Origin of the sequence: Microbacterium thalli (genome assembly GCF_028737325.1) — a bacterium.
Classification (GTDB): Bacteria; Actinomycetota; Actinomycetes; order Actinomycetales; family Microbacteriaceae; genus Microbacterium; species Microbacterium thalli.
Genome location: NZ_JAQZCH010000002.1, coordinates 1 through 26,805, shown reverse-complemented (window position 1 = coordinate 26,805; position 26,805 = coordinate 1). Strand labels below are relative to the sequence as shown.

Annotated in this window: 15 protein-coding genes; 12 read left to right on the top strand and 3 right to left on the bottom strand. The window is 71.7% G+C overall.

Annotated elements, in window-relative coordinates; genetic code table 11:
- Nucleotides 1-26 precede the first annotated feature (26 nt).
- The 12 genes from PUW82_RS07975 (at nucleotide 27) to PUW82_RS07920 (ending at nucleotide 22,571) form a co-directional block, all read left to right on the top strand.
- Nucleotides 27-1,097, top strand: coding sequence for an FHA domain-containing protein (locus tag PUW82_RS07975; protein WP_274221787.1), 1,071 nt, complete (start codon nucleotides 27-29; stop codon nucleotides 1,095-1,097).
- Nucleotides 1,098-1,210: 113 nt separating this feature from the next.
- Nucleotides 1,211-2,356, top strand: coding sequence for a serine/threonine-protein kinase (locus tag PUW82_RS07970; RefSeq protein ID WP_274221786.1), 1,146 nt, complete (start codon nucleotides 1,211-1,213; stop codon nucleotides 2,354-2,356).
- Between the two features lie 32 nt (nucleotides 2,357-2,388).
- On the top strand, nucleotides 2,389-8,292 hold the full coding sequence (locus PUW82_RS07965) for an Ig-like domain-containing protein (RefSeq protein WP_274221785.1): 5,904 nt from the start codon (nucleotides 2,389-2,391) through the stop codon (nucleotides 8,290-8,292).
- 44 nt (nucleotides 8,293-8,336) lie between these two features.
- Nucleotides 8,337-9,302, top strand: a complete 966-nt coding sequence (locus PUW82_RS07960) for an AAA family ATPase (RefSeq protein WP_274221784.1) — start codon at nucleotides 8,337-8,339, stop codon at nucleotides 9,300-9,302.
- Nucleotides 9,299-10,654: a DUF58 domain-containing protein gene (locus tag PUW82_RS07955; RefSeq protein WP_274221783.1), complete on the top strand. Its 1,356-nt coding sequence runs from the start codon at nucleotides 9,299-9,301 to the stop codon at nucleotides 10,652-10,654. The genes PUW82_RS07960 and PUW82_RS07955 overlap by 4 nt, the downstream gene beginning before the upstream one ends.
- Nucleotides 10,651-13,155, top strand: coding sequence for a transglutaminase domain-containing protein (locus tag PUW82_RS07950; protein ID WP_274221782.1), 2,505 nt, complete (start codon nucleotides 10,651-10,653; stop codon nucleotides 13,153-13,155). Before PUW82_RS07955 ends, PUW82_RS07950 begins: the two co-directional genes overlap by 4 nt.
- Nucleotides 13,156-13,209: 54 nt before the next feature.
- Nucleotides 13,210-14,493, top strand: a complete 1,284-nt coding sequence (locus PUW82_RS07945; protein WP_274221781.1) for an FHA domain-containing protein — start codon at nucleotides 13,210-13,212, stop codon at nucleotides 14,491-14,493.
- Nucleotides 14,490-15,344, top strand: a complete 855-nt coding sequence (locus tag PUW82_RS07940; protein ID WP_274221780.1) for a PP2C family protein-serine/threonine phosphatase — start codon at nucleotides 14,490-14,492, stop codon at nucleotides 15,342-15,344. The genes PUW82_RS07945 and PUW82_RS07940 overlap by 4 nt, the downstream gene beginning before the upstream one ends.
- Nucleotides 15,337-16,848: a protein kinase gene (locus PUW82_RS07935; protein ID WP_274221779.1), complete on the top strand. Its 1,512-nt coding sequence runs from the start codon at nucleotides 15,337-15,339 to the stop codon at nucleotides 16,846-16,848. The genes PUW82_RS07940 and PUW82_RS07935 overlap by 8 nt, the downstream gene beginning before the upstream one ends.
- A complete protein-coding gene (locus PUW82_RS07930) occupies nucleotides 16,845-17,618 on the top strand; it encodes a hypothetical protein (protein WP_274221778.1) in 774 nt (257 codons plus the stop codon). Before PUW82_RS07935 ends, PUW82_RS07930 begins: the two co-directional genes overlap by 4 nt.
- A complete protein-coding gene (hrpA, locus tag PUW82_RS07925) occupies nucleotides 17,500-21,609 on the top strand; it encodes an ATP-dependent RNA helicase HrpA (RefSeq protein ID WP_420792762.1) in 4,110 nt (1,369 codons plus the stop codon). Before PUW82_RS07930 ends, hrpA begins: the two co-directional genes overlap by 119 nt.
- A 20-nt stretch (nucleotides 21,610-21,629) precedes the next feature.
- Entirely contained in the window at nucleotides 21,630-22,571 is a 942-nt protein-coding gene (locus PUW82_RS07920) for a quinone oxidoreductase family protein (RefSeq protein ID WP_274221776.1), read from the top strand.
- Between the two features lie 82 nt (nucleotides 22,572-22,653).
- On the opposite strand, the gene mmsB is transcribed toward PUW82_RS07920, so the two are convergent.
- The 3 genes from mmsB to chvE all read right to left on the bottom strand — a co-directional run bounded on the left by mmsB (nucleotide 22,654) and on the right by chvE (nucleotide 26,661).
- Complete coding sequence (gene mmsB / locus PUW82_RS07915; protein WP_274221775.1) at nucleotides 22,654-23,886, bottom strand: multiple monosaccharide ABC transporter permease; 1,233 nt, start codon at nucleotides 23,884-23,886, stop codon at nucleotides 22,654-22,656.
- A gap of 22 nt (nucleotides 23,887-23,908) precedes the next feature.
- The gene (mmsA, locus tag PUW82_RS07910) at nucleotides 23,909-25,438 is read right to left on the bottom strand and encodes a multiple monosaccharide ABC transporter ATP-binding protein (protein WP_274221774.1); all 1,530 of its coding nucleotides are present in this window, start codon (nucleotides 25,436-25,438) and stop codon (nucleotides 23,909-23,911) included.
- Nucleotides 25,439-25,533: 95 nt separating this feature from the next.
- Nucleotides 25,534-26,661 carry a multiple monosaccharide ABC transporter substrate-binding protein gene (gene chvE / locus PUW82_RS07905; protein WP_274221773.1) on the bottom strand — a complete coding sequence of 376 codons (1,128 nt, stop codon included), beginning with the start codon at nucleotides 26,659-26,661 and terminating at the stop codon, nucleotides 25,534-25,536.
- Nucleotides 26,662-26,805 lie beyond the last annotated feature (144 nt).

The window sequence follows — 26,805 nt, the reverse complement described above, 5'->3', positions numbered from 1 at the left end:
CGCGCCGCCGGCCATAGGCTAGGCGCGTGTTCCGCTACCCCACGCCCGACGACGCGCCCGGTGCCGGCTTCGCGATGGTCGCGGACCGCTTCGCCCTCCTCCTCGGCCCCGAGGCGGGCGACGATCTCGCCTCTGCGCTGTGGGGCGCGATGACGGTCCCCGACGCCGTCTTCGAAGACCTGCTCTCGATCATCGCCGCGGTCGGCATCGGCCGTCTCCCCGACTTCGCCCTCGTCGAGCTCGTCGACGTCCCGTCGAGCTCCGTCGCCGTGGCCGTTCGGGGTGGCGCGACGATCGACCTGCACGGGCCGCAGCGCAGCAGCTACAGCGGCGGCGGCGTCGGCACCTGGGTCGAAGGGTCGGCGCAACGGGTCGGCGGCATCTCTCTCGGACTCGATGTCGCCGCCGGCGGCGGCGTCCTGCCCCTGGGGCGCGGCGTCGCCCGAGCGAACGCCCTGCAGTGGGGCGAGACCGACCCGACGCCCGATGCGGCCCTCGACGCCGCGCCGCGAGCAGCCGCGCCGCTCGCGGACATCGACCCGCTCGAGACCGTCACCATCGACCGCGGCTCGCTGGACGACGCGGTCGGACCGCGGCGCCGCGGCAACACCGCGCCGGCGGCGGCTCCTCGTGCCGAGGCATCCGGTGCGGCATCCCTCGGCGCTGCCTCACCGCAGCCCGAGACCGCCGAGATCGACGACAGCACCGTGCTGGGCGCGCGACGCCCGGCGACACCGGCGGTGACGGTGCCCGAAGCACCCCGTCCGCCGCGATACGTGCTGCGCGTCGGCGACGTCGAGCATCCGCTCGACCAGCCCGTGGTCCTGGGGCGCTCCCCGCGGGCGGGGCAGCACCCGGGGGCGCGGATCGTCGCGGTGGCATCGCCTCGCAAAGAGGTGTCGGGCACTCACCTCGAGGTCAGCATCGCGGACGATCACATGGTCGTCCGCGATCTCGGGTCGACGAACGGGACGGTCCTGCGCGATCCCGCCGGAGTCGCCTCGCTCCTGCGCGGCGGGGCCTCGGCGCGTGTCGAGCCCGGCACCCGACTGGATCTCGGCGACGGCGTGACCGCTGAACTCACCTCGGCCCCGTGACCACCGGGCGAGCGATTTCCCACCACGGGCAGGCTGTGTTAGAACACTCTCACGGGATTCGGGTTCCGGGGGCGACGTTGACCGCACCCCCGTCGACAGGGGGTGCATGACAGGTGGCGTCGAGACTGCCCTCAGCGCCTCCCGGCATCGCCGGCTTCACCTACGTCCGACCTCTCGGCACCGGCGGGTTCGCCGACGTCTTCCTGTTCGAGCAGAACCTCCCCCGCCGCCCGGTGGCCGTCAAGGTGCTGCTCGAGGACATCGTCGACGAGAACCTGCTGCGGATGTTCAACGCCGAGGCCGACGTCATGGCACGGCTGAGCGCCCACCCCTCGATCCTGACGATCTACGAAGCGTCGATCTCGGCCGACGGCCGGCCCTACATCGTCATGGAGTACTGCCCCACGTCGCTGACGAATCGCTACCGGCGCGAGGTCATCCCCGTCACGGAGGTCCTGCAGCTGGGCGTGAAGATCGGGTCGGCCCTCGAGACCGCCCACCGCTCGGGCCTGCTGCACCGTGACATCAAGCCCTCCAACATCCTGATCACGACCTTCGGTGCTCCCGTGCTCTCGGACTTCGGCATCGCCGCCGCCATCACGGGCCGCGCCGACGAAGACGAGGTCTTCGCCATGTCGGTGCCCTGGAGCGCGCCGGAGATCGTCGAGGAACGCATCTCGGGGTCGGTGCCGGCCGAGGTGTGGGGTCTCGGGGCGACGCTGTACTCGCTGCTGGCGGGGCGCAGCCCCTTCGAACGCCCCGGCAGCGGGCAGAACAGCCGGGAGCAGCTCAAGTCGCGCATCCGCAAAGCGTCGTACACCCCCATCGGCCGCGCGGACGTGCCGCCCCGTCTCGAGCAGGTGCTCGCGCGCGCCATGAACCGCGACCCGGCCGCTCGCCACAGCTCCGCCGCCGAGCTGGCGCATGAGCTGCAGCTGGTGCAGCACGACCTCGGTGTACCGCACACGCCGATGGAGGTCGCCGTCGACGAATGGGCTGCGGCCGGCGCAGCAGTCGACTTCGCCGACGATCGCGCCCGAGGCCCCGTGCGGCCGTCCGTGCAGTACGCCTCGCGGCGTCCCGCGCGTGCGCCGCGCGCCGTGGACCGGCGGCCCGACGAGGGCACCGTCCTCGCGGGTGCCGAGCCCGCTCCGCGCCTGGGCACGGCCGCGCGCATCGCGCTCTTCGCCGGGGGCGGCGTCCTGCTCGCCGCGGCGGGCGCCGTGACCACCCTGCTCGTCACCGGCGGAGGGCTCTGACGATGGCCCGTCGCGACGCCGCGCGTCCCCGCGTGCGCAGAAGCACCTGGATCGGCGCCGCCGCGGTGACCGCCGCCGTCGCCGTGATCACCACCCTCGCGGTCGTGTGGCCGGGGTACGACGCGCAGCAGACGCCGCCCGACAACCCCACGGTCTGGGCGCTGCAGAACGGCGCCGGCAGCGGCTACGCGCGGGTGAATCTCGAGCTCGGCGAGATCGACACGGTCAAGCAGGTCGACAACGGCAGCCAGATCGCCCAGACCGGTGACCGGCTCTTCGTCTACAGCGACGGCGGCTCGCAGTTCTCCGACGTCGACATGGGGCGACCGGCCGACCTCACCGATGACCTCGAGGACGCCTTCGCACCCACGCCGCCGGGAACGAGCGACATCGCCACGGCCGGAGACCACCTCGCCTACCGCACCGAGGCGGGGGCCGTCTTCGGCTCGAGCCTGTCGGGCGGGGGCGATGCCGTCCCGATCGACCCCTACGCCGAGGTCGAGGTCGCCGAGGGCGAGGAGCGTCCGCGCTTCGTCGCCGCGGCCGTCACCGTCGACCCGAGCGGGACCGTCTACGCCTACTCGGCGGAAGAGAGCCGCATCGTCCGCGCGGACGCGCGCACCGGCCGCATCCTCGGTGAGGACGCGACCCCGGACGCACCCGAGGCCGCGCAGCTGACCGCCGTCGGCGGCACCTGGGTGCTCGTCGACGACGCGACCGGCGACGTCTGGATCCGCGGACGCGACGAGCCCGTCGCCGCCGGTATCGGGGCGGGGTCGCGCGTGCAGGATGCCGCTGCCGAGGGCGACGCGGTCCACGTGGCCGACGCAGACGGACTCGTGCGCATCGACCTGGGCGACGGACAGGCGACGCGGGTCGTCGATCAGCCCGGGTCCGGCACGCCGGCCCGACCCGCCGTGCTGGGATCGACCGTGCACGCGGCATGGCTCGCCGACGGGGAGTCCTCGGGCTCGTTGTGGTCGAGCGCCGCACCCGACACCGTCACGACGCTCGACTACCGCGGGGCGGACATCGGCGAGAACGTCGACCCCAGCTTCGTGGGCAACGGAACGCGCCTCGCGCTGAACGACCGCCGGTCGGGATGGGTCTGGTCGGTTCCCTCCGGCGAGCTCATCGCCTCGTCTCAGCAGTGGGACCTCGAGCAGCAGACCCAGGTCGAACAGCAGGAGGATGCGACATCCGAGCGCGTCGTCGAGCCGAAGCCGCCCGTCGCCGTGGATGACGCCTTCGGGGTCCGGCCCGGTTCGGTCACGCTGCTGCCGGTACTGCTGAACGATCACGACCCCAACGAGGACGTCCTCAGCATCGACGTCGCCTCGCTCGAGAACCTCGACCCCGCGTTCGGGACGGCGACCGTCACGGGGGCGCAGCAGCAGCTGACGGTGGCGGTGTCGCCGGAGGCCACGGGGTCGGCGACGCTGCGCTACCGCGTGACCGACGGCACGACCGCGGACGGCCTGCTGTCCGACTACGCGACCGTCACGCTGACCGTCGTGCCCGATGAGCAGAACACCGCGCCCGCCTGGTGCGGTGTCGAGGAATGCCTCGCCACCTGGCCCTCGCTCACCGTCGCGCCCGGCGGCACCGTCTCGGCCGAGCTCCTCGAGGGATGGGTCGACCCCGAGGGCGACCCCGTCTTCCTCGCCGGCGCGACGAACGACACCGGCGTCGGCACCGTGACCACCTCGCCCCAGGGCACGCTGACCTACCAGCACCCCGATCCGAACGCCACCGAGGGCCTCGCGGTCTCGATCACCGTCACCGTGTCGGACGCCCGCGGCGCCACCACCACGCAGCCCCTGTCGATCACGGTGACCCCGACCCCGGAGCTGACGGCGGAGTCCTTCGCCGTGACCGGCGTCGTGGGCGAGCCGCTCGACATCTCCGTCGCGCCGTACGTGACCGGCGCGGCCGGACCTGTCACGCTCACGGGAGCCGTCGCGCTCGACGAGGGCCGCTCGACCGCCGCTGCGAACCCCGCCGCGCTCAGCATGGTGGTCACCGCATCGGCGCCGGGGTCGTATCTGGTCCAGTACAGCGTGCGCGACGCGCTCACCGAGGCCACGGCGACGGTCCGCGTCACGATGCAGGCGCCCGAATCGGCTGTCATCACGACGCCCCCGCTCACCGCGTTCGTCCGCCCCAACGAGGACGCCACGATCGACGTCGCCGCCGCGGTCTCCAACCCCGCCGGTCTCGTGCTGCTCCTCAGCGACATCCAGCCCGAGAGCGATCCGTTCGCCTCGCTCGGCGTCGACCTCGTCGGGCAGAGCCTGCTGCGGGTGAGCGGCACCACCGACACCGGCGCTCCGGGACGGCTCGGCGTCGTCCGGTACACCGTCTCGGACGGCACGGGCAACGCTGCCGCCACGGCCCAGGGCGAGCTGACGGTCGTCCTGCTGCCGGCCGCGACCGCCGAGCCGCCGATCGCCGTCGACGACGCCGTCACGGTGCGAGCGGGCACGCAGATCGACATCCCGGTTCTCGACAACGACACCGCGCCCTCGGGCGCCCTGATCGCCATCGACCCCTCGTCGATCGTCAACGAAACCGGTGGCGGCCTCGCGTTCGCGACGAACCGCGTGCTGCGCTACCTCGCGCCCGACGAGGCGGGCACGTACGCGCTGACCTACACGATCTTCCGGCTGGGCTTCCCCGAGGTGACCGACACCGCCCGCGTGACGGTGACGGTCGTCGGCAACGAGTCGAACCAGGCGCCGCTGCCGCGCACCCTCGTCGGCCGCGTGCTGAGCGGCCAGTCCATCAGCATCCCGCTCGACGGGTACGCGGTCGATCCCGACGGCGACCCGGTCACGCTCGATCGGATCGTGTCGCAGCCCGAGCAGGGGTCGGCGACGATCTCCGCCGACGGTTCGGCGATCGTCTACACGAGCCCCGAGGGCTTCAGCGGGCAGGTCCGCTTCAGCTACGCCGTCCGCGACCCCAGCGGCGCGACCGGCACCGCGGACGTGCGCGTCGGCGTGATCGACACGCAGGCCGACCCGAGCCCCGTGACCTACAGCGACTACGTGCAGGTGCAGGTCGGCGCCGAGAGCGCCGTCGTCGTACGTCCCACCGACAACGACATCGATCCGGCGGGCAGCGAGCTCGAACTGGTCGAGGTGCGGCCGAACGCCCAGGAGGGCTCGGCGGAGTACGACACCCTGCAGGCGCTGATCGGCTCGGTCGATGCGGGCGCGGTGACCCTGCGCGCCGGCGAGGTGCTGGGCACGTTCTCGTACACATACACGGTGCGCAACGATCGCGGCGACACCGCCATCGGCCTCATCGTCGTGAAGGTCGTCCGCGAGCCGGTGCCGGACTACCCCATCGTCCGCGACACCGTCCTGACGGTCGAAACCCGCGACGACTTCCCCACCGGGGTCGACGTCCTCGACGGCCAGGTCTCGTGGAACACCGGCGACGTCTCGGGCCTGCGGCTGAGCCTGTGGGGCGACCCCGACGACGTCGCGGTCGACGGCTGGAAGATCTCGGGCGAGCTGCCCGAGAAGTCGCGCCTGATCCCGTTCGAAGTTACCGGCACCGCGTTCGACGGCACCGAGGTCACCTCGTACGGCTTCCTGCGCGTGCCCGGCGACGCCGATGTGCGCCTCGCGCTGCGCGAGGGCTTCGGACCCGTCGAGGTGCGCGAGAAGGAGAGCGTCGACATCGACCTCGCCGAGGCGGTGCGCATCCCCCGCGGCGCGACCCTCGTGCTCGAGGGCGCGGGCGTCCGCGCGGGCGGTGCGCGTGGTGAGGCGACCTGCACCGCTGTGTCCGGCACGACCGTGCGCTACGCCGCTGGCGCCGGCGCCCCGTGGACCGACAGCTGCGTCGTGCCCGTGCGCCTCGAGACGCAGGAGGTCGCGACCTACCTGACCGTCCGCGTGTCCGTCGAGGCGGAGATCCCGCAGCCGACGCTCCGCAGCGCCTCGCTGACGGTGAGCCCCGGATCGACGCAGACGTACGACCTCGCGCAGATGGTGCAGTGGGCGGGCGCCGCCGACTGGGACGCCGTGCAGTACGCCGCCTCGTACGGCGGCGACCAGTTCGCCGTCGAGGTGTCGGGCAACACCGCGACCGTCACCGCAGCCGACACCGCGCGTCCCGGCCGCCAGGAGCCCGTCGCGCTCACCCTGCCGAGCCATCCCGACGCTCCGGCGGCCAACCTCCTGCTGACCGTCGGCCCTGCCCCGTCCACCCTGCCCAAGGGCGGCTCGGCGGTGCAGACATGCTCGCAGGCGGGCGGCTCCACCTCGTGCACGGTCGAGGTCATCGGCGCCGGCGGCGAGGTCAACCCGCTGCCGGGCACGCCGCTGCGCGTCGTCGGTGCGAGCGGTCCGGGCAACTGCACCGGCGTGTCGTTCTCGCGCGCGAGCGACACGGCGGTGCGCGCCACCTGGCAGGCCGACGCACCGGGCGCAGGCGAATGCACCGGCTCGTTCACGGTCGAGGATGCCCAGGGTCGCCAGTCGAGCGGCGAGCGCAACGGCCAGGTCATCCTCGATCTTCAGGGCCTGCCGGCGAACCCCGCGCGACTGGAGTGGACCGCCTACGCGGGCGAGTCGGTGACGCTCCGCGTCTCGTCGGACGGGGGCTCCTACCCCGCCGTCCAGGGCTACCGCATCACGGCGGGCGGCCGCGAGGTCGCCACGTGCCCTGCCTCGGGCGCCTGCGGGCCCATCTCCGCGCCCGTCGGCGAGAAGATCACCTACGAGGCGCGCGCGTTCAGCTCCGTCGGCGAGTCCCGCTCGACGGTCCGCGCCGAGGCCTGGGCCTATCGCCCGCCGGCACAGCCGGGCGGGTCGTCCTTCGAGCCGACTCCCAACGGTCGTGACGGCGGTCGCGCGACGATCACCGTGACGGGACTGGATGCCACCACCGGCAGCGTGCGGCTGACGGGCGGCCGCCAGGGCTCCGACACGCGCCCCGTCGTGGGCGGAACCGCGACGTTCACGAACTACGACGTCGGTTCGAACACCGCGACCGCGCTCACCGCGACGCCGCTGACGACGTTCGACCTGCCACCCATCGCGGCGGGCTCGACCGAGGGGCAGTCGCGCGCGGTGACGGCGCACGGCGTCGGCGCCCCCGGCCTGACGCTGACCGAGACGAACACCTCGAACTCGGTACGGGTGACCGCGACGGTGGCACCCAACGGCGACGGCACACAGACCCTCATCGGCTTCAGCGACGTCTCCGCGGCGGCGTGCGTTCCGAACGGAACGGCGACGAGCCAGCAGTTCCCCGCCGAGGCGTTCCGCCGCAAGACGGTGTGGGCATGCGCGGAGCACACGTTCAACGGCAAGCGCGGCTTCGGGGTCACCGGGGCCGAGATCACGGCTCGCCCCGTCGGCAACGTCGAAGCCCCCGACGGCATCACCTTCTCGGTCAACACGCAGCCGAGCAGCGACGGGACGACTTTCACCTACGGCGCGCAGCTGAACCGCCCGACCGATCCGCCGTTCCCCGACGCGCAGTTCCGACTGCTGTACAACGGCGGCACCGTGTCGGACTTCACGCCCGGCTACAACAGCCCGGTCACCGGATGGTCGGGGCGGTGGTGCGACACCTTCCTCGGCTTCGACGCCACGTGTTCGGATCCGTCACCCATCGGACCGGCCTCGTCGAACGCGTCCTTCCCGGTGCAGGTCTCCGCGAACTCGCTGCCCTCGTGCCGGTCGGACCAGCCCTCGGTTCCCCCCTGGAGCCCGCCGGGCCTCCCGTCCGGCACCTACTCGGTGACCTCCGAGGCGGTCGGCGGCGAGGGCGCGGTGCAGAAGAACCGCTACACGGTCACCTGGACCGGACCGCTGGCCGGGCTGCAGAGGCTGACGCTCGAGCAGTCGTGCGAGCCGATCACCCCTGAGCCGCAGCCCACACCGACCGACCCGCCGGCACCCCCCGCCCCCTGACACCGCCCCCTGACCCCGCCGTACGGCATCCGCGAGAGGACCCCATGAGCATCACCCCGGAGCAGACCGCCTGGTTCCAGGAGACCTTCGCGACGCTCGTCGACAACGTCGACACGGTCGTGCTGGGCAAGCGCCACGTCATCGAGCTCGCCTTCACCGCGATGGTGTCCGAGGGCCACCTGCTGCTCGAGGACTACCCGGGCACGGGCAAGACCTCGCTCGCTCGGGCCATGGGGCAGACGGTGCAGGGCACCAGCAGCCGCATCCAGTTCACGCCCGACCTGCTGCCCGGCGATGTCACCGGCATCACCGTCTACGACCAGAGCCGCGGCGAGTTCGAGTTCCACCAGGGCCCGATCTTCGCCAACATCGTCCTCGCCGACGAGATCAACCGCGCCTCCCCCAAGACGCAGTCCGCGCTGCTGGAGGTCATGGAAGAGGGCCAGGTGACCGTGGACGGCGTCACGCGCCGGGTCGGGGTGCCGTTTCTCGTGGTGGCGACGCAGAACCCCGTCGAGCAGGCCGGCACCTACCGCCTGCCCGAGGCGCAGCTGGACCGCTTCCTCATGAAGACGACCCTCGGCTACCCCGACCACGCCGCGACCGTGCGCATCCTCGAGGGAGCCGCCGAAGCGCGACGCGAGGTGACGCCCGTCATCACACCCCAGGGCATCGTCAGCATGGCCGACATCGCCCGCGGCGTGTACCTCGACGCCCTTGTGCTCGACTACATCGCGCGCATCGTCGAAGCGACGCGTCTCGCGACCGAGGTCCGTCTGGGCGTCAGCGTCCGCGGCGCCCTCGCCCTGACCAAGGCCGCGAAGACCTGGGCCGTCGCGCACGGCCGCAGCTACGTGACGCCCGACGATGTCAAGGCGCTCGCCGAGCCCGTGCTCGCACACCGGCTCATCCTCGATCCCGAGGCGGAATTCGACGGTGTGACCGCGGGGGCCGTCATCGGTCAGGTGCTGCTCGACACCGTGCCGCCGAGCCAGAGAGAGGCCGTGTGAGCTTCAACACCGAGTCTCGCCTGACCCGGACGTCGGTCGCCGACGGCACGGGTTTCGCGCGCACCCGGTTCGGCACGACGGGCCGGACCACCGTGCTCGCGGTGCGCGGCGTGCAGTCGTGGCGCCGGCTGCGGCGAGCCGCCGTCGCGACGGGGCGGTGGATCGCCGAGACGGTAACGGTCGCGGGATGGCTCATGGTCGTCGCCGCGGTCGCCGGGCTCGGCATCGGTCTCGCGTTCGGACTCATCGAGTTCGTCGCCGCGGGTGTCGTGGCGCTCGTGCTGCTGGCACTGTCGGTGCCGTTCCTCTTCAGCGCCCGCGCGTACGACGTCGACCTGCAGCTCGAGCACGATCGCGTCGTCGCCGGCACGCAGGTCGAGGGCACACTCGTCGTCACCAACGTCGGCACTGCTCCTGCTCTCCCCGGCCGCATCGACGTGCCGGTGGGCGACGGCATCGTCGACGTGCACATCCCGCTGCTGCGCCACGGCCACCAGCACACCGAACAGGTCATCGTGCCCACCCATCGCCGCGGCATCATCACGGTCGGCCCGGCCCGCACCGTCCGCGGCGATCCGTTGGGCATCCTCAAGCGCGAGGGCACGTGGGACGACATCCACACTCTCTACATTCATCCGGTGACGACCGCGTTGCGCAGCACCACCACTGGCTTCGTGCGCGATCTCGAAGGCAGCGCCTCGCGCACGATCGTCGACGCCGACTTCTCGTTCCACGCGATCCGGCCCTACGTGCCCGGGGATTCGCAGCGCCAGATCCACTGGAAGTCGACAGCGAAGACCGGAACCCTCATGGTCCGGCAGTACGAAGAGACGCGCCGCAGCCGGATGGTCATCGCGCTCGCGCTCGGTGACGACGAATACGCCTCCGACGATGAGTTCGAGCTCGCCGTCAGCGCGGCGGCGTCGCTCGGCGTCCGCGGCATCCGCGACGGACGCGACGTCGACGTGGTCGTCGGCGGCGACGTCCCCGAGTTCGCCCGTCGCCGCGTGCGGACCATCCGCGAGCTCACCACGATCACCTCGCGCACCCTGCTCGACGACCTCGCGGGTGTCGAGCGCACCGAGCATGTCAGCCCGCTGCGGGATGCCGCTTCGCTCGCGGCCGAGAGTCATCCCGACGTCTCGATCGCCTTCCTCGTGTGCGGTTCGACCCTGACTCCCGCGCAGCTGCAGTCGGCAGCCCTCGCCTTCCCCGCCGACGTCGGCGTGATCGCCGTGACGTGCGCGCTCGATGCCGAGCCCCGGTTCACCCGCCTCGGATCGATGTCGGTCCTCTCGATCGGTCTGCTCGACGATCTGCGCCAGCTTCTCGCCCGGGCGGCGCAGTCGTGAGCGCGCCCGCCCGACGAGACCTGCGTGCGCGCCGCACCTCGCGCGTGCAGCTGCGCTTCCTCGCGGCGCAAGCCGCCGTACTCGACCTCGCGATCGCGGTCGGGGCCGTCGCGGCGTGGCCGATCTACCGCAGCGTCTCGTTCATCGTTCTCGTCGTCGTCGCGGCAGCTGCCGGACACGCCATCGCCGCCGCCGGTCTGCGATGGCGCTGGAACGGTTGGTGGCTGGCCGCCGCCACGCTCGGCGCGTACGTCGTCCTGGGGCTTCCGATCGCTGCGCCGTCGATGCTCGGCTCGCTGCCCCAGGCGCTGCAGGGCTTCCGGGGAGTGCTGACCGCCCCGGTCACGGGGTGGAAGGATCTTCTCACCCTCGATCTTCCCCTCGGCAGCTACCAGACCACGCTCGCGCCGGCCCTGCTGGTGTTCCTGGCCGTCCCCGTGGCGGCGCTGTCGCTCGCCTGGCGCGGCGGTCGGCTGTGGCCGCTCGCGGTTGCGGCGACCCTGCTGCCCACCGTGTTCGGCGTCGCGTTCGGTGCGACGGCGCTGCAGGCTCCCCTCGTCCTCGGTCCCCTCGTCATCCCGCGCGAGGCGATCGTCGGTATGGCCGCCGTCGTCGCCGCCCTCGTCGCCGTCGTGTGGCGCACCCTGTCGGACCGTCGGCGCGCCATCGCGACGGCGGCCGCCGCGACCGGCATCCGTTCGAACGGTCGTCCGCTGCGCGGCCTCACGGGACGGGTGGCGACGGCTGCCGGCATGGTCGCCGCGGCCGTCGTCATCGCGGGCGTCGCCGCCCCGGGGGCGTTGGCCGGACAGCCCCGCGAGGTGTTGCGCTCCGACGTGGATCCCCGGCTCGAGCTCGCCGCAGCGCTCAGCCCGCTCGGCCAGTACCGCGCGTCGTTCGCGGATGACCGCTTCGACCAGACGCTGTTCCGGGTCGAGGCGCCGGAAGCGGCCGACCGGGTGCGCCTGGCGACGCTTCCCTTCTACGACGGACGTTTCGCCCGCGTGGTGGATCCGGATGCCGCACCCGGCGACCCGCGCACCGCGTTCTCGCGCGTGCCGTCCGCGCTGGTCGCGCCGTCCGGCACGGCCGTCGGGACCGCGCAGATCTCGATCGAGGCGTACGACGGCGTCTGGATGCCGACCATCGGGTCGGTCACCTCGCTGGATTTCGTCGCCGGCGACGCCGCCGCCCTTGCCGACGGCTTCTACTACAACGCCGAGACGAGCGCCGCCGTTCAGCTCGGCGAGCCGGGGCTGAGCGCCGGTGCCGCCTACCGTCACGAGGCCGCTGTCGCCGCGAGCTCCGCCGCGCTCGGTTCGCTCGAGCCCGCGCGCACCGGCCCGTCGCTGGCCGATGAGCTCGTTCCGCCGAGCCTCATCGCCTGGGTCGACGCCCAGGAGGCCTCGACGGGAGGTCCGGCCCTGGAGACGCTCATCGAGCGGCTGCGGGCCCGCGGGTTCCTCAGCCATGCTCTGACCGTCGACGAAGCCAACCCTCCCTCGTGGATGAGCGATCTCGGCGACTACGCCTTCCAGCCGAGTCGCGCCGGGCATTCGACCGACCGCATCGAGCAGCTTTTCGCCGACCTGCTGACCCGCCAGAACGAGGTCGGCGGTGACGACGACGCGCTCCTGGTCGCCGGCATCGGAGACGATGAGCAGTTCGCCGTGGCGGCGATGATGATCGCGGATCGGCTCGGGTTCGACGCCCGCATCGTGGTCGGCGCCCGCCTCGACTCCCGTGACGAGACGCTGTCGACCTGTGTCGACGGCGACTGCACCGCAGGTGATCTGGCCGCCTGGATCGAGGTACGCGGAAGCGACGCGACCTGGGTGCCCGTCGACGTGACCCCGCAGCACGCGGTGTTCCCCTCGCCGGATGTCCAGCAGCGGCAGGACCCGAAGATCCCGACGGATGTCCGCCAGGAGCAGGCCGAGACGGTGCTCCCCGCCGACGCGAACCCCAGCGACGGCGGGCAGCGCCCGGACGACGACACCACCGCGACGCGCGACCTCACCGCACTGTGGACGGCACTGCGCGTCGGCGGACTGTCGCTGCTGGCCGTGCTGCTGCTGTTCGGTCCGTTCGCGTTGATCGTGCTGGTCAAGCTGCTCCGTCGGCGCGCACGGCGCAGCGCGGACGATCCCGTCGAGCGGTTCACGGGCGGATGGCAGGAGTTCGTCGACGCGGCGATCGATCACGGTCGCCTCGCGCCCCGGTCGCACACCCGCCAGGAGCTCGCGACCGCCTACGGTGCGACACCGAACGCGGTGCAACTCGCCACGTGGGCCGACCGCTCCGTCTTCGACGTGACCGCGCCCGACGCTTCGGAGAGCGAGCGCTTCTGGGAGCTCGTCGACGCCGAGCGCTCGCGGTTCGACGAGGGCCTGGGATGGTGGGCGCGGGTGCGCGCGCGGGTGTCGCTGCGTTCGCTGCTGCACCGCGAGCACAGCGCCGGTCCGCGCAAGCGGATGCCGCGCACGCGGCGGGATCGCTAAGGTGGCACGCGGCGCCCGGAGCGGCGCACAGCCGAGAGGGCAGGAGAACAACAGGTGACGGCACACATCCGGTCGCAGGAGCTCGCGGCCGCACTCATCGCGCTCGGCGGTTCGAGCGGTGTCGACCCCGGCGCCCTGGCCGTCGCGTCGATCGTGCAGACTCTGCTCGGCATCGGCGTCTACGTCTGGACCGCTCTCGCGCTCACCGCCGTGTTCCGCAAGGTCGGCGTCACCCCGTGGAAGGCGTGGGTGCCGGTCCTGAACATCTGGGAGCTGTTCGTCCTCGCCGGCATGCGCGGATGGTGGGCGGCCGTCCTCGCCGGCGGCGCCATCCTCGTCGGCATCATCAGCACGGTCATCGCTGGTCTCTTCACGGCCGCCGCGCTGAACGCCGGCTTCGGCGGTGACGCGGGCAGTGCCGCCGGCGCTCTCGCCGCCGCCGTCATCATCCCGGCGCTCATCTGGCTCGCCTTCGCGGTGTTCGTCGTCATCCTCGAGGTGCGCATGCTCCGTGCCGTGAACCGCGGCTTCGGCCTCGGTACGGCCTACACGGTGCTCGGCGTCCTGCTCTTCCCGGTGTGGGCGAGCATCGTCGGCTGGGGCTCGGCGCAGTGGCGCGGCACGGAGACCGCCGCAGCCGAGGGCCCGTTCCGCCGCGGAACCGCTGCCGTCGCGGATGTCCCGACGCCGCCGGCATCCTCCTCCACCACCTCGTCACCGCCGCCGGCCGCAGCCGCCCCGGGGTCCGGACCGTTCGCTCCCCCGCCCGCCTTCCCGGCCGCGAGCGACGCACCGCCGCCCCCGCCTGCCGCAGCCGAGCCGGTGAGCGCCAGCCCGTGGGCACCGCCGCCGCCGCCCGCTGAGCCTGCGGCGGCCCCCGCCGCACCGCAGCCCTGGGTGTCGGCACCGGCCGCCGCTCCCGCGGCCGCCCCCGTCGCCGCCGCCCCGGTCGCCGCGCCCACGCCCGCCGCCGTTCCGGCCGACGACCTCGACGAGCGCACCGTCCTTGCGGCGCGTCGCGGTCCGCAGGCGAGCCTCCGGCTGCCGGATGGCACGACCGTCGTGTTGGCATCGGATGTCGCCGTCCTCGGACGCAACCCCCTCGCCCCCGCCGCGGCGCCCGAGGCGCAGCCGGTGCCGATCGACGACGTCACCCGGACGATCTCGAAGACCCACGCTCTGCTGCGCCGCACCCCCGAGGGCTGGCGCATCACCGATCTCGCCTCGACGAACGGCGTGTTCGTCGGCGCGGACGAGAGCGAGGTGTCGGGCTCCGCCGTCGTCACCGACGTGTTCCATCTCGGCGACGCCGAACTGCACCTCGTCGAGGGCGAATGACGAGCGCGCCTCCTCCGATCGACGTCCACGTCACCAGCGGCGCCCGCACCGACACCGGCCGGCGCCGGTCGGTGAACGAGGACTCGCTGCTCGCGGAGTACCCGGTGTTCATCGTCGCGGACGGCATGGGCGGGCACGAGGCCGGCGACCGCGCATCGGCCGCGGTCATTGAGGCCTTCCATGCGTTCGTCGGCCGTGACGATCTGCGACCCGAAGAGGTCGCCGACGCGGTGGAACGCGCACACTCCGCCGTCGCCGGCATCGCCTCGGGCACCCAGCGCGGGGCCGGGTCGACGCTCTCGGGCGTCGTCGCCGTGCAGCAGGACGGCACGCGCCGCTGGCTCATCGTCAACGTCGGCGACTCTCGGGTGTACCGGCTGCTCGCGGAGCGGCTCGAGCAACTGACGATCGACCATTCCGTCGCCCAGGAGCTCGTCGACGCGGGTCAGCTCACGCGCGAGCAGATGTCGACCTACGAAGGTCGCAACGTCATCACGCGTGCCATCGGCGGCGAGCGCAGCCGCGCGGATTTCTGGCTCATCCCGATCGTCACCGGTGAGCGCATCGTGGTGTGCTCGGACGGCCTGACCGGCGAGATCTCCGACGAGGCCTTGCGCGCAGGGCTCATGATGGGCGGGTCGCCCGCGCAGACCGCGCAGTCGCTCGTGGCGCAGGCGCTCGCGCACGGTGGTCGCGACAACATCAGCACCATCGTGTTGGACGTCATCGCCGGGGGCATCAGCCCGCGGTTGGAAGAGACCACCGGTGGGATCATGAACAGCGAGTCGGTCACCGCGACCGTCGAGGTCGCGACCGCCCGCTCCGAGCGGCGCCGGAGCACCCGTGGCTGAGCTCCGTCGGCGGGCGCACGACAGCCCTGCCGCGCCGATCGAGCTGAACGACCGCGAGGTGGACCGGTTGCTCTCGACCAGCCCGCGCGCGGACGTCCACCTCTACCGTGACGCCGGGCGGCGGCATCCGGTGGTCGTGAAGGCCCGGCGCGACGCCGTCGGTGACGGCGACCGCGCCGAGATCGAGGCCTCGCTCCAGCGCCTCGTCACCCTGTCCGTCCACCCGGCGATCGCGACGGTGCACGGCGGCGGTGTCGCACCTGACGGACGCCCTTACGTGGTCATGGAGTACTGCTCGCGTGCGGACCTGGCCGAGACCACCGAACGGCAGGTCCCGACCGTCGCCGACACCCTGCGCCTGGTGATCCAGCTCAGCGGCGCGGTCGAGAGCGCGCACCGCAGCGGCCTCGTCCACGGCCGCGTCGCGATCGAGAACGTCCTGACCACCGACTACGGGTGGCCCGCGCTTATCGGCTTCGACGCCGATGCCCTCACCCCGCGGCGAGTGGACCCGGATGCCGCCGCGCGCGCGGTCGACGTGCATGGCCTCGCCGTCGCGGCATCCGAGCTGCTGACGGGTCGGCCCATCGCCGAGGCCGAGAGCGCCCTGCCGTCCGAGGACGCCGTACCGGCCGACCTCGAGGCACTCGTGCTCGACGTCCTCGAGCGCACCCGCGCCGGGGGCGGGCCGACGGCCGCGGAGTTCGCGCGGGCGCTGCAGGGCGTCGAGGTGGCGCTGCACCTGCCGCTCACCCACCTCGACATCCGCGATCCCGATGGCACGCTCGACGCCGGCGACGACCACACGGTCCTGTCCATCCGGCGCGACACCGCGACGGACGACCACACCGTCCTCTCCACCCGGCGCGACACCGCGACCGACGACCACACCGTCCTGTCCACCCGGCGCGACACCGCGACGGACGACCACACCGTCCTCTCCACCCGGCGCGACACCGCGACGGAGGACGAGCACACCCGTTTGTCGACTCGGCACGACGCTTCCGACGCCGACCACACGCGCCTGTCGACCCGTCACGGAGCACCAGAGGCCGACCACACCGTCCTCTCTGCCCGGCACGAGCCCGCCGACGACGAGCACACCCGGCTGTCGAGCCGCGCGACCGAGGCCGACGAGCCCGGACCGGCAGCCGTCCCGTCCGCGGCCCCCGTCGAGGCGGATGATTCGGTCGGTCGCGCCGAGCCCGAGACGGTGTGGGTCCGCCGGCAGGCGAAGGACCGGATCGTGCGGGGGCGTCTCGACACGGCGCGGCAGGCGTCGGTTCCGGATGGCGGCGGCGAGCGCTACCGCGTCCGCGAGGCGGTAGCGCCGACGCCGGTGGTCCGTACCCGCGTCGATGCGCCGGTGCGCCAGGCATCCGGCGCTCCCGCGCGGCGTCGCCGTCGCGGCACAGCGACGATCATCGCCGTCGTCGGCGGGGGCGTCCTCGTCCTCGGCGCCGCGGCGACCGCAGCAACGATCCTCATCGGAGGGGCCCCATGACCACCACAGACGACGCAACGAGCGAGCACGAGCGCGACGGCGACGACGCCGCACAGCCCGAGACGGTGTCGATCGAGTTCTGCGGCGAGTGGTTCCGGCCGCAGGCCGGCGACACGTACGCCATCGGCCGCGACGCCGACCTCGTCATCGACACCAACCCCTATCTGCACCGCCGACTCCTGGCGATCGATGCCGAGCACGGGCTGTGGTGGCTCTCGAACACGGGGCAGTCGATCTCCGTCAGCCTCGCGACCCCGGACGGCGCCTACCAAGCGGTGCTCGGTCCCGGCGCCCGCGTGCCGCTGGTCTTCCCCGCCCTCGTGGTGATGTTCACGGCGGGCGCCTACACCTACGAGCTGACGGTGCACACCGACGGCGCACGCTTCACCGTCCGCGACAGCTTCCCCCGCACCGCCGATGAGCATGTGGGCACCACGACCGTCGGCGCGGTCGCGCTCACCACCAGCCAGCGCCTGCTGCTGCTCGCGCTGTGCGAGCCGATCCTGCGCGGCGGGATGGTCGGTTCGAGCCAGGTCCCGACCTCGGCGGCGGCCGCAGAGCGCTTGGGCTGGCCGCTGACCACCTTCAACCGCAAGCTCGATAACGTCTGCGACAAGCTCGACCGCGAGGGCGTGCGCGGCCTGCGCGGTGGTGTCGGCAAGCTCGCGACCAACCGACGTGCGCGTCTGGTCGAGCACGCCGTGCTGTCGCGTCTGGTCACCTCCGCGGACCTGCCGCTGCTCGACGCCGTTCCCGCCGACCGGACCTGAGACCGCGCATGGCGTCGTACGATGGAGGGCTGTGTCCTCACCCGCCCCTGTGATCTCGTTCCCGCCCGAGCTGCCCGTCAGTGGGGCCCGGGACGAGATCGCGCGCGCCATCCGTGAGCATCAGGTGGTCATCGTCGCCGGCGCGACCGGCTCGGGCAAGACGACGCAGCTGCCGAAGATCTGCCTCGAGCTCGGCCGCACGAACATCGCGCACACGCAGCCCCGGCGCATCGCCGCCCGCACGGTCGCCGAGCGCATCGCGTCCGAGATGGAGGTGCCGCTCGGCGGCGCCGTCGGATACAAGGTGCGCTTCACCGACCAGGTCTCGGCCGACACCCGCGTGTCTCTGGTGACCGACGGCATCCTGCTCAACGAGATCCACCGCGATCGCCTGCTGCGCCGGTACGACACCATCATCATCGACGAGGCGCACGAGCGCTCGCTCAACATCGACTTCCTGCTGGGCTACCTGCGCCGCATCCTGCCGAAGCGCCCCGACCTGAAGGTCATCGTCACCTCCGCGACGATCGACCCCGAGAGCTTCGCGGCGCACTTCGCCGATGCGAACGGCGTGCCCGCGCCGATCATCGAGGTCTCGGGACGCACCTATCCCGTCGAGGTGCGGTACCGCCCTCATGATGAGGGCGACGAGGATGACGTCGACGGGCTCGTCGCCGCCCTGCGCGAGCTCGACCGCGAGTCCGACGGCGACGTGCTGGTCTTCCTGCCTGGTGAGGCCGAAATTCGCGATGCGATGGAGGCGGTGCGAGGCGCCTATGCGCGGGATGCCCGCCCGACCGAGGTCCTCCCCCTCTTCGGCCGCCTGTCCGCGGCTGAGCAGCACCGTGTCTTCGAGCCCTCGGGGGTGGCGGGCGTGCGCCGCCGCGTCATCCTCGCGACGAACGTCGCCGAGACGAGCCTGACGGTCCCCGGCATCCGCTACGTCGTGGACACCGGCACCGCCCGCATCTCGCGGTACAGCAACCGCTCGAAGATCCAGCGGCTGCCGATCGAACCGGTCTCGCAGGCCTCCGCGCAACAGCGTGCCGGACGGGCCGGACGCACCTCGCCCGGTATTGCGATCCGGCTCTACGGCGAAGAAGACTTCACCGGCCGGCCGGAGTTCACCGAACCCGAGATCCTGCGTACGAGCCTCGCGTCGGTCGTACTGCAGATGCTCGCGCTCGGGTTCGGCGACATCGCCGACTTCCCCTTCCTGACCCCGCCCGACTCGCGCGGGGTCAAGGCGGCGTTCGACCTGCTGGTCGAGCTGCGGGCCGTCCGGCGCGACGAGAAGGGGACCTGGCGTCTCACCGACATCGGGCGCGAGATCTCGCGGCTGCCGATCGACCCCCGCTTCGCCCGGATGCTCGTTGAGGCGCGCGCCCTCGGTGTCACCCGCGACGTGCTCCCGATCGTCGCCGGCCTGTCGATCCAGGATGTCCGCGAACGGCCCGAGGAACGGCGCGAGGAAGCCGACCGCCTGCACGCGCGGTTCACCGATCCGACGAGCGACTTCCTGTCCCTCCTCAACGTGTGGAACCACCTGCAGGAGAAGCAGCGCGAGCTCGGCTCGAGCGCCTTCCGCCGGCTCTGCCGGGCCGAGCACCTGAACTACGTCCGGGTGCGGGAGTGGGCCGACGTCCAGCGCCAGCTCACCGCGCTGGCCCGCGGTGGACGCGAGCGGGATCAGCGCCCCGACGACGGGGTCCGCCCCGCAGGTGAGGGTGCCGGTACCGGTGCCGCGGCGTCCGTGGCATCCGGTGCCGCAGCCCCCGACCGGGTGCACCGCGCGATCCTCGCGGGCCTTCTGTCGCAGATCGGCGTGCTCGACACCCGCAGCGCCGCCCCGCCCGCCCGCGGCGGCTCGGCCCGCGCCGGCGCACCCAAACCGCAGCGCCAGCGCGCCGAGTACCGGGGTGCACGGGGCGCGAAGTTCGCTGTCTTCCCCGGCTCGGGCCTGCGCAAGGCCTCCCCCGACGCGGTGATGGCGGCCGAACTCGTCGAGACGTCGCGTCTGTACGCGCGGACCGTCGCCGCGATCGATCCGGCCTGGGCCGAAGACCTGGCGGGCGACCTGGCGAACCGCTCGCTGAGCGACCCGCACTGGTCGAAGGATGCCGGCGCGGCCGTCGCCGCAGAGAAGGTGACGCTCTTCGGCGTCGAGATCGTGCCCCGCCGGCGGGTGCAGTTGGCCGGACGCGACCGAGAGCTCGCGCGCGAGCTGTTCGTGCGGCACGCCCTCGTCGAAGGTGACTGGAACTCCGCCCACCTCGACAAGCGCCTCACCGCTTTCGAGCGCCGCAACCTCGAGCTGCGCCGGCGTCTCGAGAAGATCGAGGAACGCGAGCGTCGCCGCGACATCCTCGTCGGCGACGAGGCGGTGTTCGCGTTCTACGACGCGCGCATCCCTCGCGACGTGTTCGACGTCCGGTCCTTCGAAGCATGGTGGCGCGATGCCGCCGCCCGTACGCCGCGGTTGCTGGACATGAGCGAGTCCGACCTCGCCGGCGACACCGCCGGCGGAGATGAGCGGGCGTTCCCCGCGCGATGGCGGCAGAGCGACCAGGTCCTGTCGCTGGCCTACCGGTTCGAGCCCGGCTCGCCCGACGACGGCGTCAGCGTCGTCGTCCCGGTGGCCTTGCTCGCCTCGCTGCGCCCCGACGGCTTCGACTGGCAGGTGCCGGGTCTGCGCGATGAGCTGATCGCCGGGCTCCTGCGCGCGCTGCCCAAGGTCATCCGCCGCCACGTCGTGCCGGCCGCCGACTGGGCGGCCACCTTCGCCGAGGAACTGCGTGCCGATGGACCCGAGTCCAACGACGGGTTGCCCCCGCGACCGCTGCGCGACGCGCTCGCCGCACGGATCCAGCGCGTCGCGAATCAGCCGGTCTCGGCGTCCGACTTCGATCTGGAGCGTGTGCCCGCGCACCTGTCGATGTCGTTCCGCGCCGTGGACGAGCGCGGGCGCACGCTCGGCAGCGCACGCGACCTCGGTGAGTTGCAGCAGCGTCTCGCCGGCCGCTCACGTGCGTCGGTCGCGCGTTCCCTCGCCCGGGCCGCGCCGCGCGCCGGCGCGCAGCCGGCCGTCGCCATCCCGGGCGAACCCGCCGCCGCGGGCGCCGTGACCGAGCGCACGGGGCTCACCGAGTGGACGGTCGGCGACCTGCCCGACCTCGTCGACACGCGTGTCGCCGGCGGCGTCGTCCGCGGGTACCCCGCGTTGGTCGACGACGGCGCCAGCGTCTCGCTGCGCATCGAGGCGACACCCGAACGCGCCGAACGCCTCACCGCAGCTGGTGCACGACGGTTGCTGCTGCTGGCCGTGCCGTCGCCGAGCTCATACGTGCTCGATCACCTCACCGCCGCCGAGAAGCTCGCGCTCGCGGCATCCCCGTATCCGTCCGCGAAGGCGCTGATCGAGGACGCACGTGTCGCAGTCGCCGATGCCGTCATCGCCCGCACGGCGCCGGTCGTACGCACCGAGGCGCAGTTCCGCGCGGTGCGCGATGCGTTCTCGGCCGCCGTCGTGGACGAGCTCTTCGCGGCGGTCTCGCTCACCGCGCGCATTCTCGTCCTGCAGCGCGATGTCGAGCGGGCCGTGCGGTCGCAGAACTCGATGGTGCTGCTGGCGGCCCTCGGCGACGTGAAGCAGCAGGTCGCGGGGCTGCTGTTCCCCGGGTTCCTCTCGCGCACCGGTATCGCCCGCCTGGCGCACCTCCCCCGCTACCTCCAGGGTGCGCTCGAGCGGGTCACCGGTCTCAGCGACAACCCCGGCCGCGACCGGCAGCGCCTCACCGAGTACGAGCGGGCGTCCGCGCTCTACGCCGACGCCGGCGGCACCATCCCGCTCCCGAGCGACGCGGCGGCGCATCTGGTGCGTGCGCGGTGGCTGCTCGAGGAGTACCGGATCAGTCTCTTCGCTCAGCGCCTCGGCACTGCCGAGCCGGTCTCGATCCAGCGGATCACGAAGGCCCTGTCCGGGAAGGACTGAGGACTCGATAGCGTGGCGTCATGGCACAGGCAGTGACGTACTCCGAGTTCGGCGGACCCGAGGTCCTCGCCCTCCACGACATCGACGTTCCCGAGCCGGCACCCGGCGAGGTACGGCTGAGCGTCACCGCGGTGGGGGTGAATCCCATCGACCACAAGCTGCGCGCGGGTCTTCGTCCGTCGGCGACCATCACGAAGCCGCGCCGCATGGGCAACGACGGAGCCGGCATCGTGACGCAGGTCGGGGCCGACGTCGAGGGGTTCCGCGTCGGCGACGAGGTCGTGATCTTCGGCGCGCGCGGCGTGTACGCGACCGACATCATCGCGACCCCCGACATGCTCGTGCCGCTCCCGGCTGGTGTCTCCCCCGCGGTCGGTGCGGCGCTGGGCATCCCGGTCGCGACGGCGTACCAGGCGCTGCGCTCGCTCGGTGTCGGCCCGGCCGACACCCTGCTCGTCCACGGCGGATCGGGATCGGTCGGGCAGGCGGCGATCCAGTTCGCGCGCCTGCGCGGTGCCGCGGTCGTCGCCACCGCGAGCGAGGGGCGCGCCGACCGCGTGCGCGACCTCGGCGGCACCCCGGTCGTCTACGGCGACGGCGTCGCGGAGCGCGTTCGCTCCGTCGCCCCGCAGGGTGTCACCGTCGCCCTGGACTGCGCCGGCACCGACGAGGCCCTCTCGTCCTCGATCGAGCTCGTCGCCGATCGGTCACGCATCGCGACGATCGTGCGGGGCGCGGACGCCGCAGGCCTCGGCATCCGCGCCTTCTCGGGCGGCAGCCCCGACCCCCTCACGGCGCAGCAGCTCGCCTGGCGCGTCGAGGCCATCCCCGTCGTGACGGCGCTGCTCGCGGCGGGCGCCTTCCGCGTCGAGCTCGGGCCTGAGCTCCCGCTCGCCGCTGCCGCCGAGGCCCATCGCCTCGTGGCCGCTCACACCCCGGGGAAGATCGTGCTGATCCCCTGAGTCGGGCCGCTCACGAACGCCGCGGCGCCCCGGTCGGCGAGACCCGCAGGTCTCGCGGCCGGGGCGCCGCTGGTGGTCCGGGTCAGTTACCCGAACGCCGCTTGTTGTAGACGTCGAAGGCGACGGCCAGCAGCAGCACGAGGCCCTTCACGGCCTGCTGCCACTCGATGCCGATACCCATGATCGACATGCCGTTGTTAAGCACACCGATGATGAGACCACCAATGATCGCGCCGCCGATCGTGCCGACGCCGCCCTGCACCGCCGCACCGCCGATGAAGGCAGCCGAGATCGCCTCGAGCTCGAAGCCGTCACCGGCCTTGGGGCCGGCGAGGTTGAGCCGCGCGGTGAAGATGAGGCCGGCGAGGGCCGCGAGCACGCCCATGTTGACGAACAGCCAGAAGTCGACCCGGCGTGTCTTGATGCCCGACAGCTCCGCCGCGTGGCGGTTGCCACCGATCGCGTAGATGTGGCGACCGAACACCGTGCGGTTCATGACGATGCCGTAGACGAGCACGAGGACGGCCAGGACGATCAGGGTGACCGGGATGCCCTTGTACGACGCCAGCGCCCAAGCGAACCAACCGATGACGATCGAGATCAGCACGAGCTTCGCGACGAACCACACGAGGGGCTCGACCTGCTGGTCGTACTTCTGACGGCCGCTGCGGGTGCGCCACTGCTGCACGACGAGCGCGACGATGCCCACCGCGCCGATGAGAAGCGTGAACAGATCCGTTTCGGACTCCCCGAACAGCCCCCCGAGGAACCCGTTACCGAGTGCTCGATACTCCGTCGGGAACGAGCCGATGTTGGCGTTGCCGAGCACGACGAGCGCGAGTCCGCGGAAGATCAGCATGCCCGCGAGCGTCACGATGAACGCTGGTATGCCGACGAAGGCGACCCAGAAGCCCTGCCACGCTCCGACCAGAGCGCCGATGAGGAGCGACAGGACGATGGCGAGCCACCACGGCATCCCCATCTTGACGGCGAAGACACCCGAGATGGCGCCGATGAAGGCGGCGACCGATCCCACCGACAGGTCAATGTGACCGGCGATGATGATCATCACCATGCCGATCGCCAGCACGAGGATGTAGCCGTTCTGCACCACGAGGTTCGACAGGTTCTGCGGGCGCAGCAGGATGCCGTTGGTGAGGATGGCGAAGAGGGCGACCACCGCGATCAGCGCGATGAAGATGCCGTTCTTGCCGAGGTCGGCCAGGATGTGGCTGAGCCAGCGCGTGAAGCGGTTCTCGGTGGGGTTGATGGCCCCGCCGGCGGCGGTTTCGGGGCCGGTAGCGTTCTGAGACATTCGTGGATCTCCTGCGGCCCCGTCAGCGGGGCTTCTCCATGGTCATGAGTTTGAGGACCGACTCGGGCGAGGCGTCGGCGATGGGCATCTCGCCCGTGATGCGTCCCTCCGAGAGGGCGTACACCCGGTCCGAGATGCCGAGCAGTTCGGGCAGCTCGGACGAGATCACGATGATCCCCTTCCCGGCGGCCGCGAGCTTGTTGATGATCGTGTAGATCTCGTACTTCGCACCGACGTCGATGCCGCGCGTCGGTTCGTCGAGGATCAGCACCTCCGGGTCGGAGTAGATCCACTTCGACAGCACGACCTTCTGCTGGTTGCCGCCCGAGAGCTTCCCGGTCTTGGCCAGCACCGTCGGCGCCTTGATGTTCATGCTCTTGCGGTACTGGTTCGCGACCGAGAACTCCTCGTTGTCGTCGACCAGACCCGCCTTCTCGAGCTTCTTCAGCGATGCCATCGAGATGTTGCGCTTGATGTCCTCGATGAGGTTGAGCCCGTAGGTCTTGCGGTCCTCGGTGGCGTAGGCGAGGCCGTTGGCGATGGCCTCGGAGACCGTGCGCGTGCGGATCTCCTTGCCGCGCATGAACACCTTGCCGGTGATGCGCGTGCCGTAGCTGTGGCCGAACAGGCTCATCGCGAACTCGGTGCGGCCGGCACCCATGAGGCCGGCGATGCCGACGATCTCGCCCGCGCGCACCGTGATCGACACGTCGTCGACGACGACGCGAGTCGGGTCCTGCGGATGGTGGGCGGTCCAGTTCTCGACCCGCAGCAGCTCCTCGCCGATCTGGGGCTCGTGGTCCGGGTACCGGTGCTCGAGGTCGCGGCCCACCATGTCCTTGATGATGCGGTCCTCGGTGACGTCGTTCTTCGAGATCGTCTCGATCGTCTTGCCGTCGCGGATGACCGTGACGCTGTCGGCGACCTTCTTGATCTCGTTCAGCTTGTGGCTGATGATGATCGACGTGATGCCCTGCTCGCGCAGGCTGAGGATCAGGTCGAGCAGGTGGTCGGAGTCCTCGTCGTTCAGGGCTGCGGTCGGCTCGTCGAGGATGAGGAGCTTGACCTCCTTCGACAGTGCCTTGGCGATCTCGACGAGCTGCTGCTTGCCGACACCGATCTGGTTGACCTTGGTGGTCGGGTTCTCTTTGAGCCCGACGCGGCGCAGCAGCTCAGCCGCGGCGAAGTTGGTCTTGTTCCAGTCGATGAGACCGCCGGCGCCCCGACGCTCGTTGTTGAGGAAGATGTTCTCGGCGATCGACAGGTAGGGGCTGAGCGCCAGCTCCTGGTGGATGATGACGATGCCGCGCGCCTCGCTGTCGCGCAGGTTCTTGAACTCGACGGTGTCGCCCGCGTAGACGATCTCGCCGTCGTAGCTGCCGTGCGGGTAGACACCCGACAGCACCTTCATGAGGGTCGACTTCCCAGCGCCGTTCTCGCCGCAGATCGCATGGATCTCGCCGCGCTCGACGGCGAGGTTCACATTCGAGAGCGCTTTGACGCCGGGGAATGTCTTGGTGATTCCGCGCATCTCGAGGATGGTTTCGCTCACGTCTCCGACTTCCTTGTGGGGTGGATGGTGGGTCGGTGCGGCGGCGGGGGCTGCTGCCCCCGCCGCCGCCGATCAGGGTCGACGGATGCCGCGGCTCACAGGCCGAGCTCCTCCGCCGTCCAGTAGCCGGTGTCGACCAGGGCCGACTGCACGTTGTCCTTGACGACGGGCACGGGCGAGAGCAGGTACGAGGGAACGACCTTCACGTCGTTGTCGTAGGTCTCGGTGTCGTTGATCTCGGGCTCTTCGTCGTTGAGCGCGGCCACGGCCATGTCAGCTGCGACCTTGGCGAGCTCACGCGTGTCCTTGAAGATCGTCGCGTACTGCTCGTCCGCGAGGATCGCCTTGACCGAGTCGACCTCGGCGTCCTGGCCCGAGATGATCGGCCATTCCTCGCCCACGGCGTAGCCGGCGCCCTCGAGCGCCGAGATGATGCCGCGCGAGATGCCGTCGTAGGGCGACAGGACCGCGTCGACCTGGGTGCCGTCGGAGTAGTTCGCCGTGAGGATGTCCTCCATGCGGCTCTGGGCGGTCTCGCCGTCCCAGCGCAACGTGGCGGCCTGCTCGATGTCGGTCTGGCCCGACTTCACGACGAGGGTGCCGTCGTCGACGAAGGGCTTCAGGACGTCCATCGCGCCGTCGAAGAAGAAGAACGCGTTGTTGTCGTCGAGCGAACCGGCGAACAGCTCGATGTTGAACGGTCCGGCCGGCGCACCGTCGGTGGGGTTGCCCTCGAGGTCGGTGAGGCCGAGGCCGTTGAGGAGCGTCCACGCCTGCTGCTGGCCGACGAGGAAGTTGTCGAAGGTCGCGTAGTAGTCGACGTTCTCGGTGCCGACGATCAGACGGTCGTAGGCGATGACGGGGATGTCGGCGTCTGCGGCGTTCTGGAGGGCCTCGGTGAGGGTCGTGCCGTCGATCGAGGCCACGATGAGCGCCTCGGCGCCCTTGGTGATCATGTTCTCGATCTGGTTGACCTGGGTGGGGATGTCGTCCTCGGCGTACTGCAGGTCGACGGTGTAGCCCTGGTCTTCGAGCGCCTTCTTGACGGCGTCGCCGTCCTGGATCCAGCGCTCCGAGCTCTTCGTCGGCATCGCGACGCCGATGAGGGCGCCGCCGCCCTCACCCTCTCCGGAGCCTCCGCCGGAGTTTCCGGCGCAGCCGGAGAGCGTGATCGCGCCGACGGCGAGCGTCGCCGCGGCGAACAGGAACTTCTTGCTGTTCACTGTGTGTCCTTTCCAGTGACTTCACTGTCTTGGTGGGAAATGGTGACCGCGCCCCGGTGCGGGGCTACCGGCGGTCGTCGGTGGTCTGTCCGTAAACGTTCTGGTACCGGTCGTAGAGCTTGTCGATCGACTCCTGCGGGATCG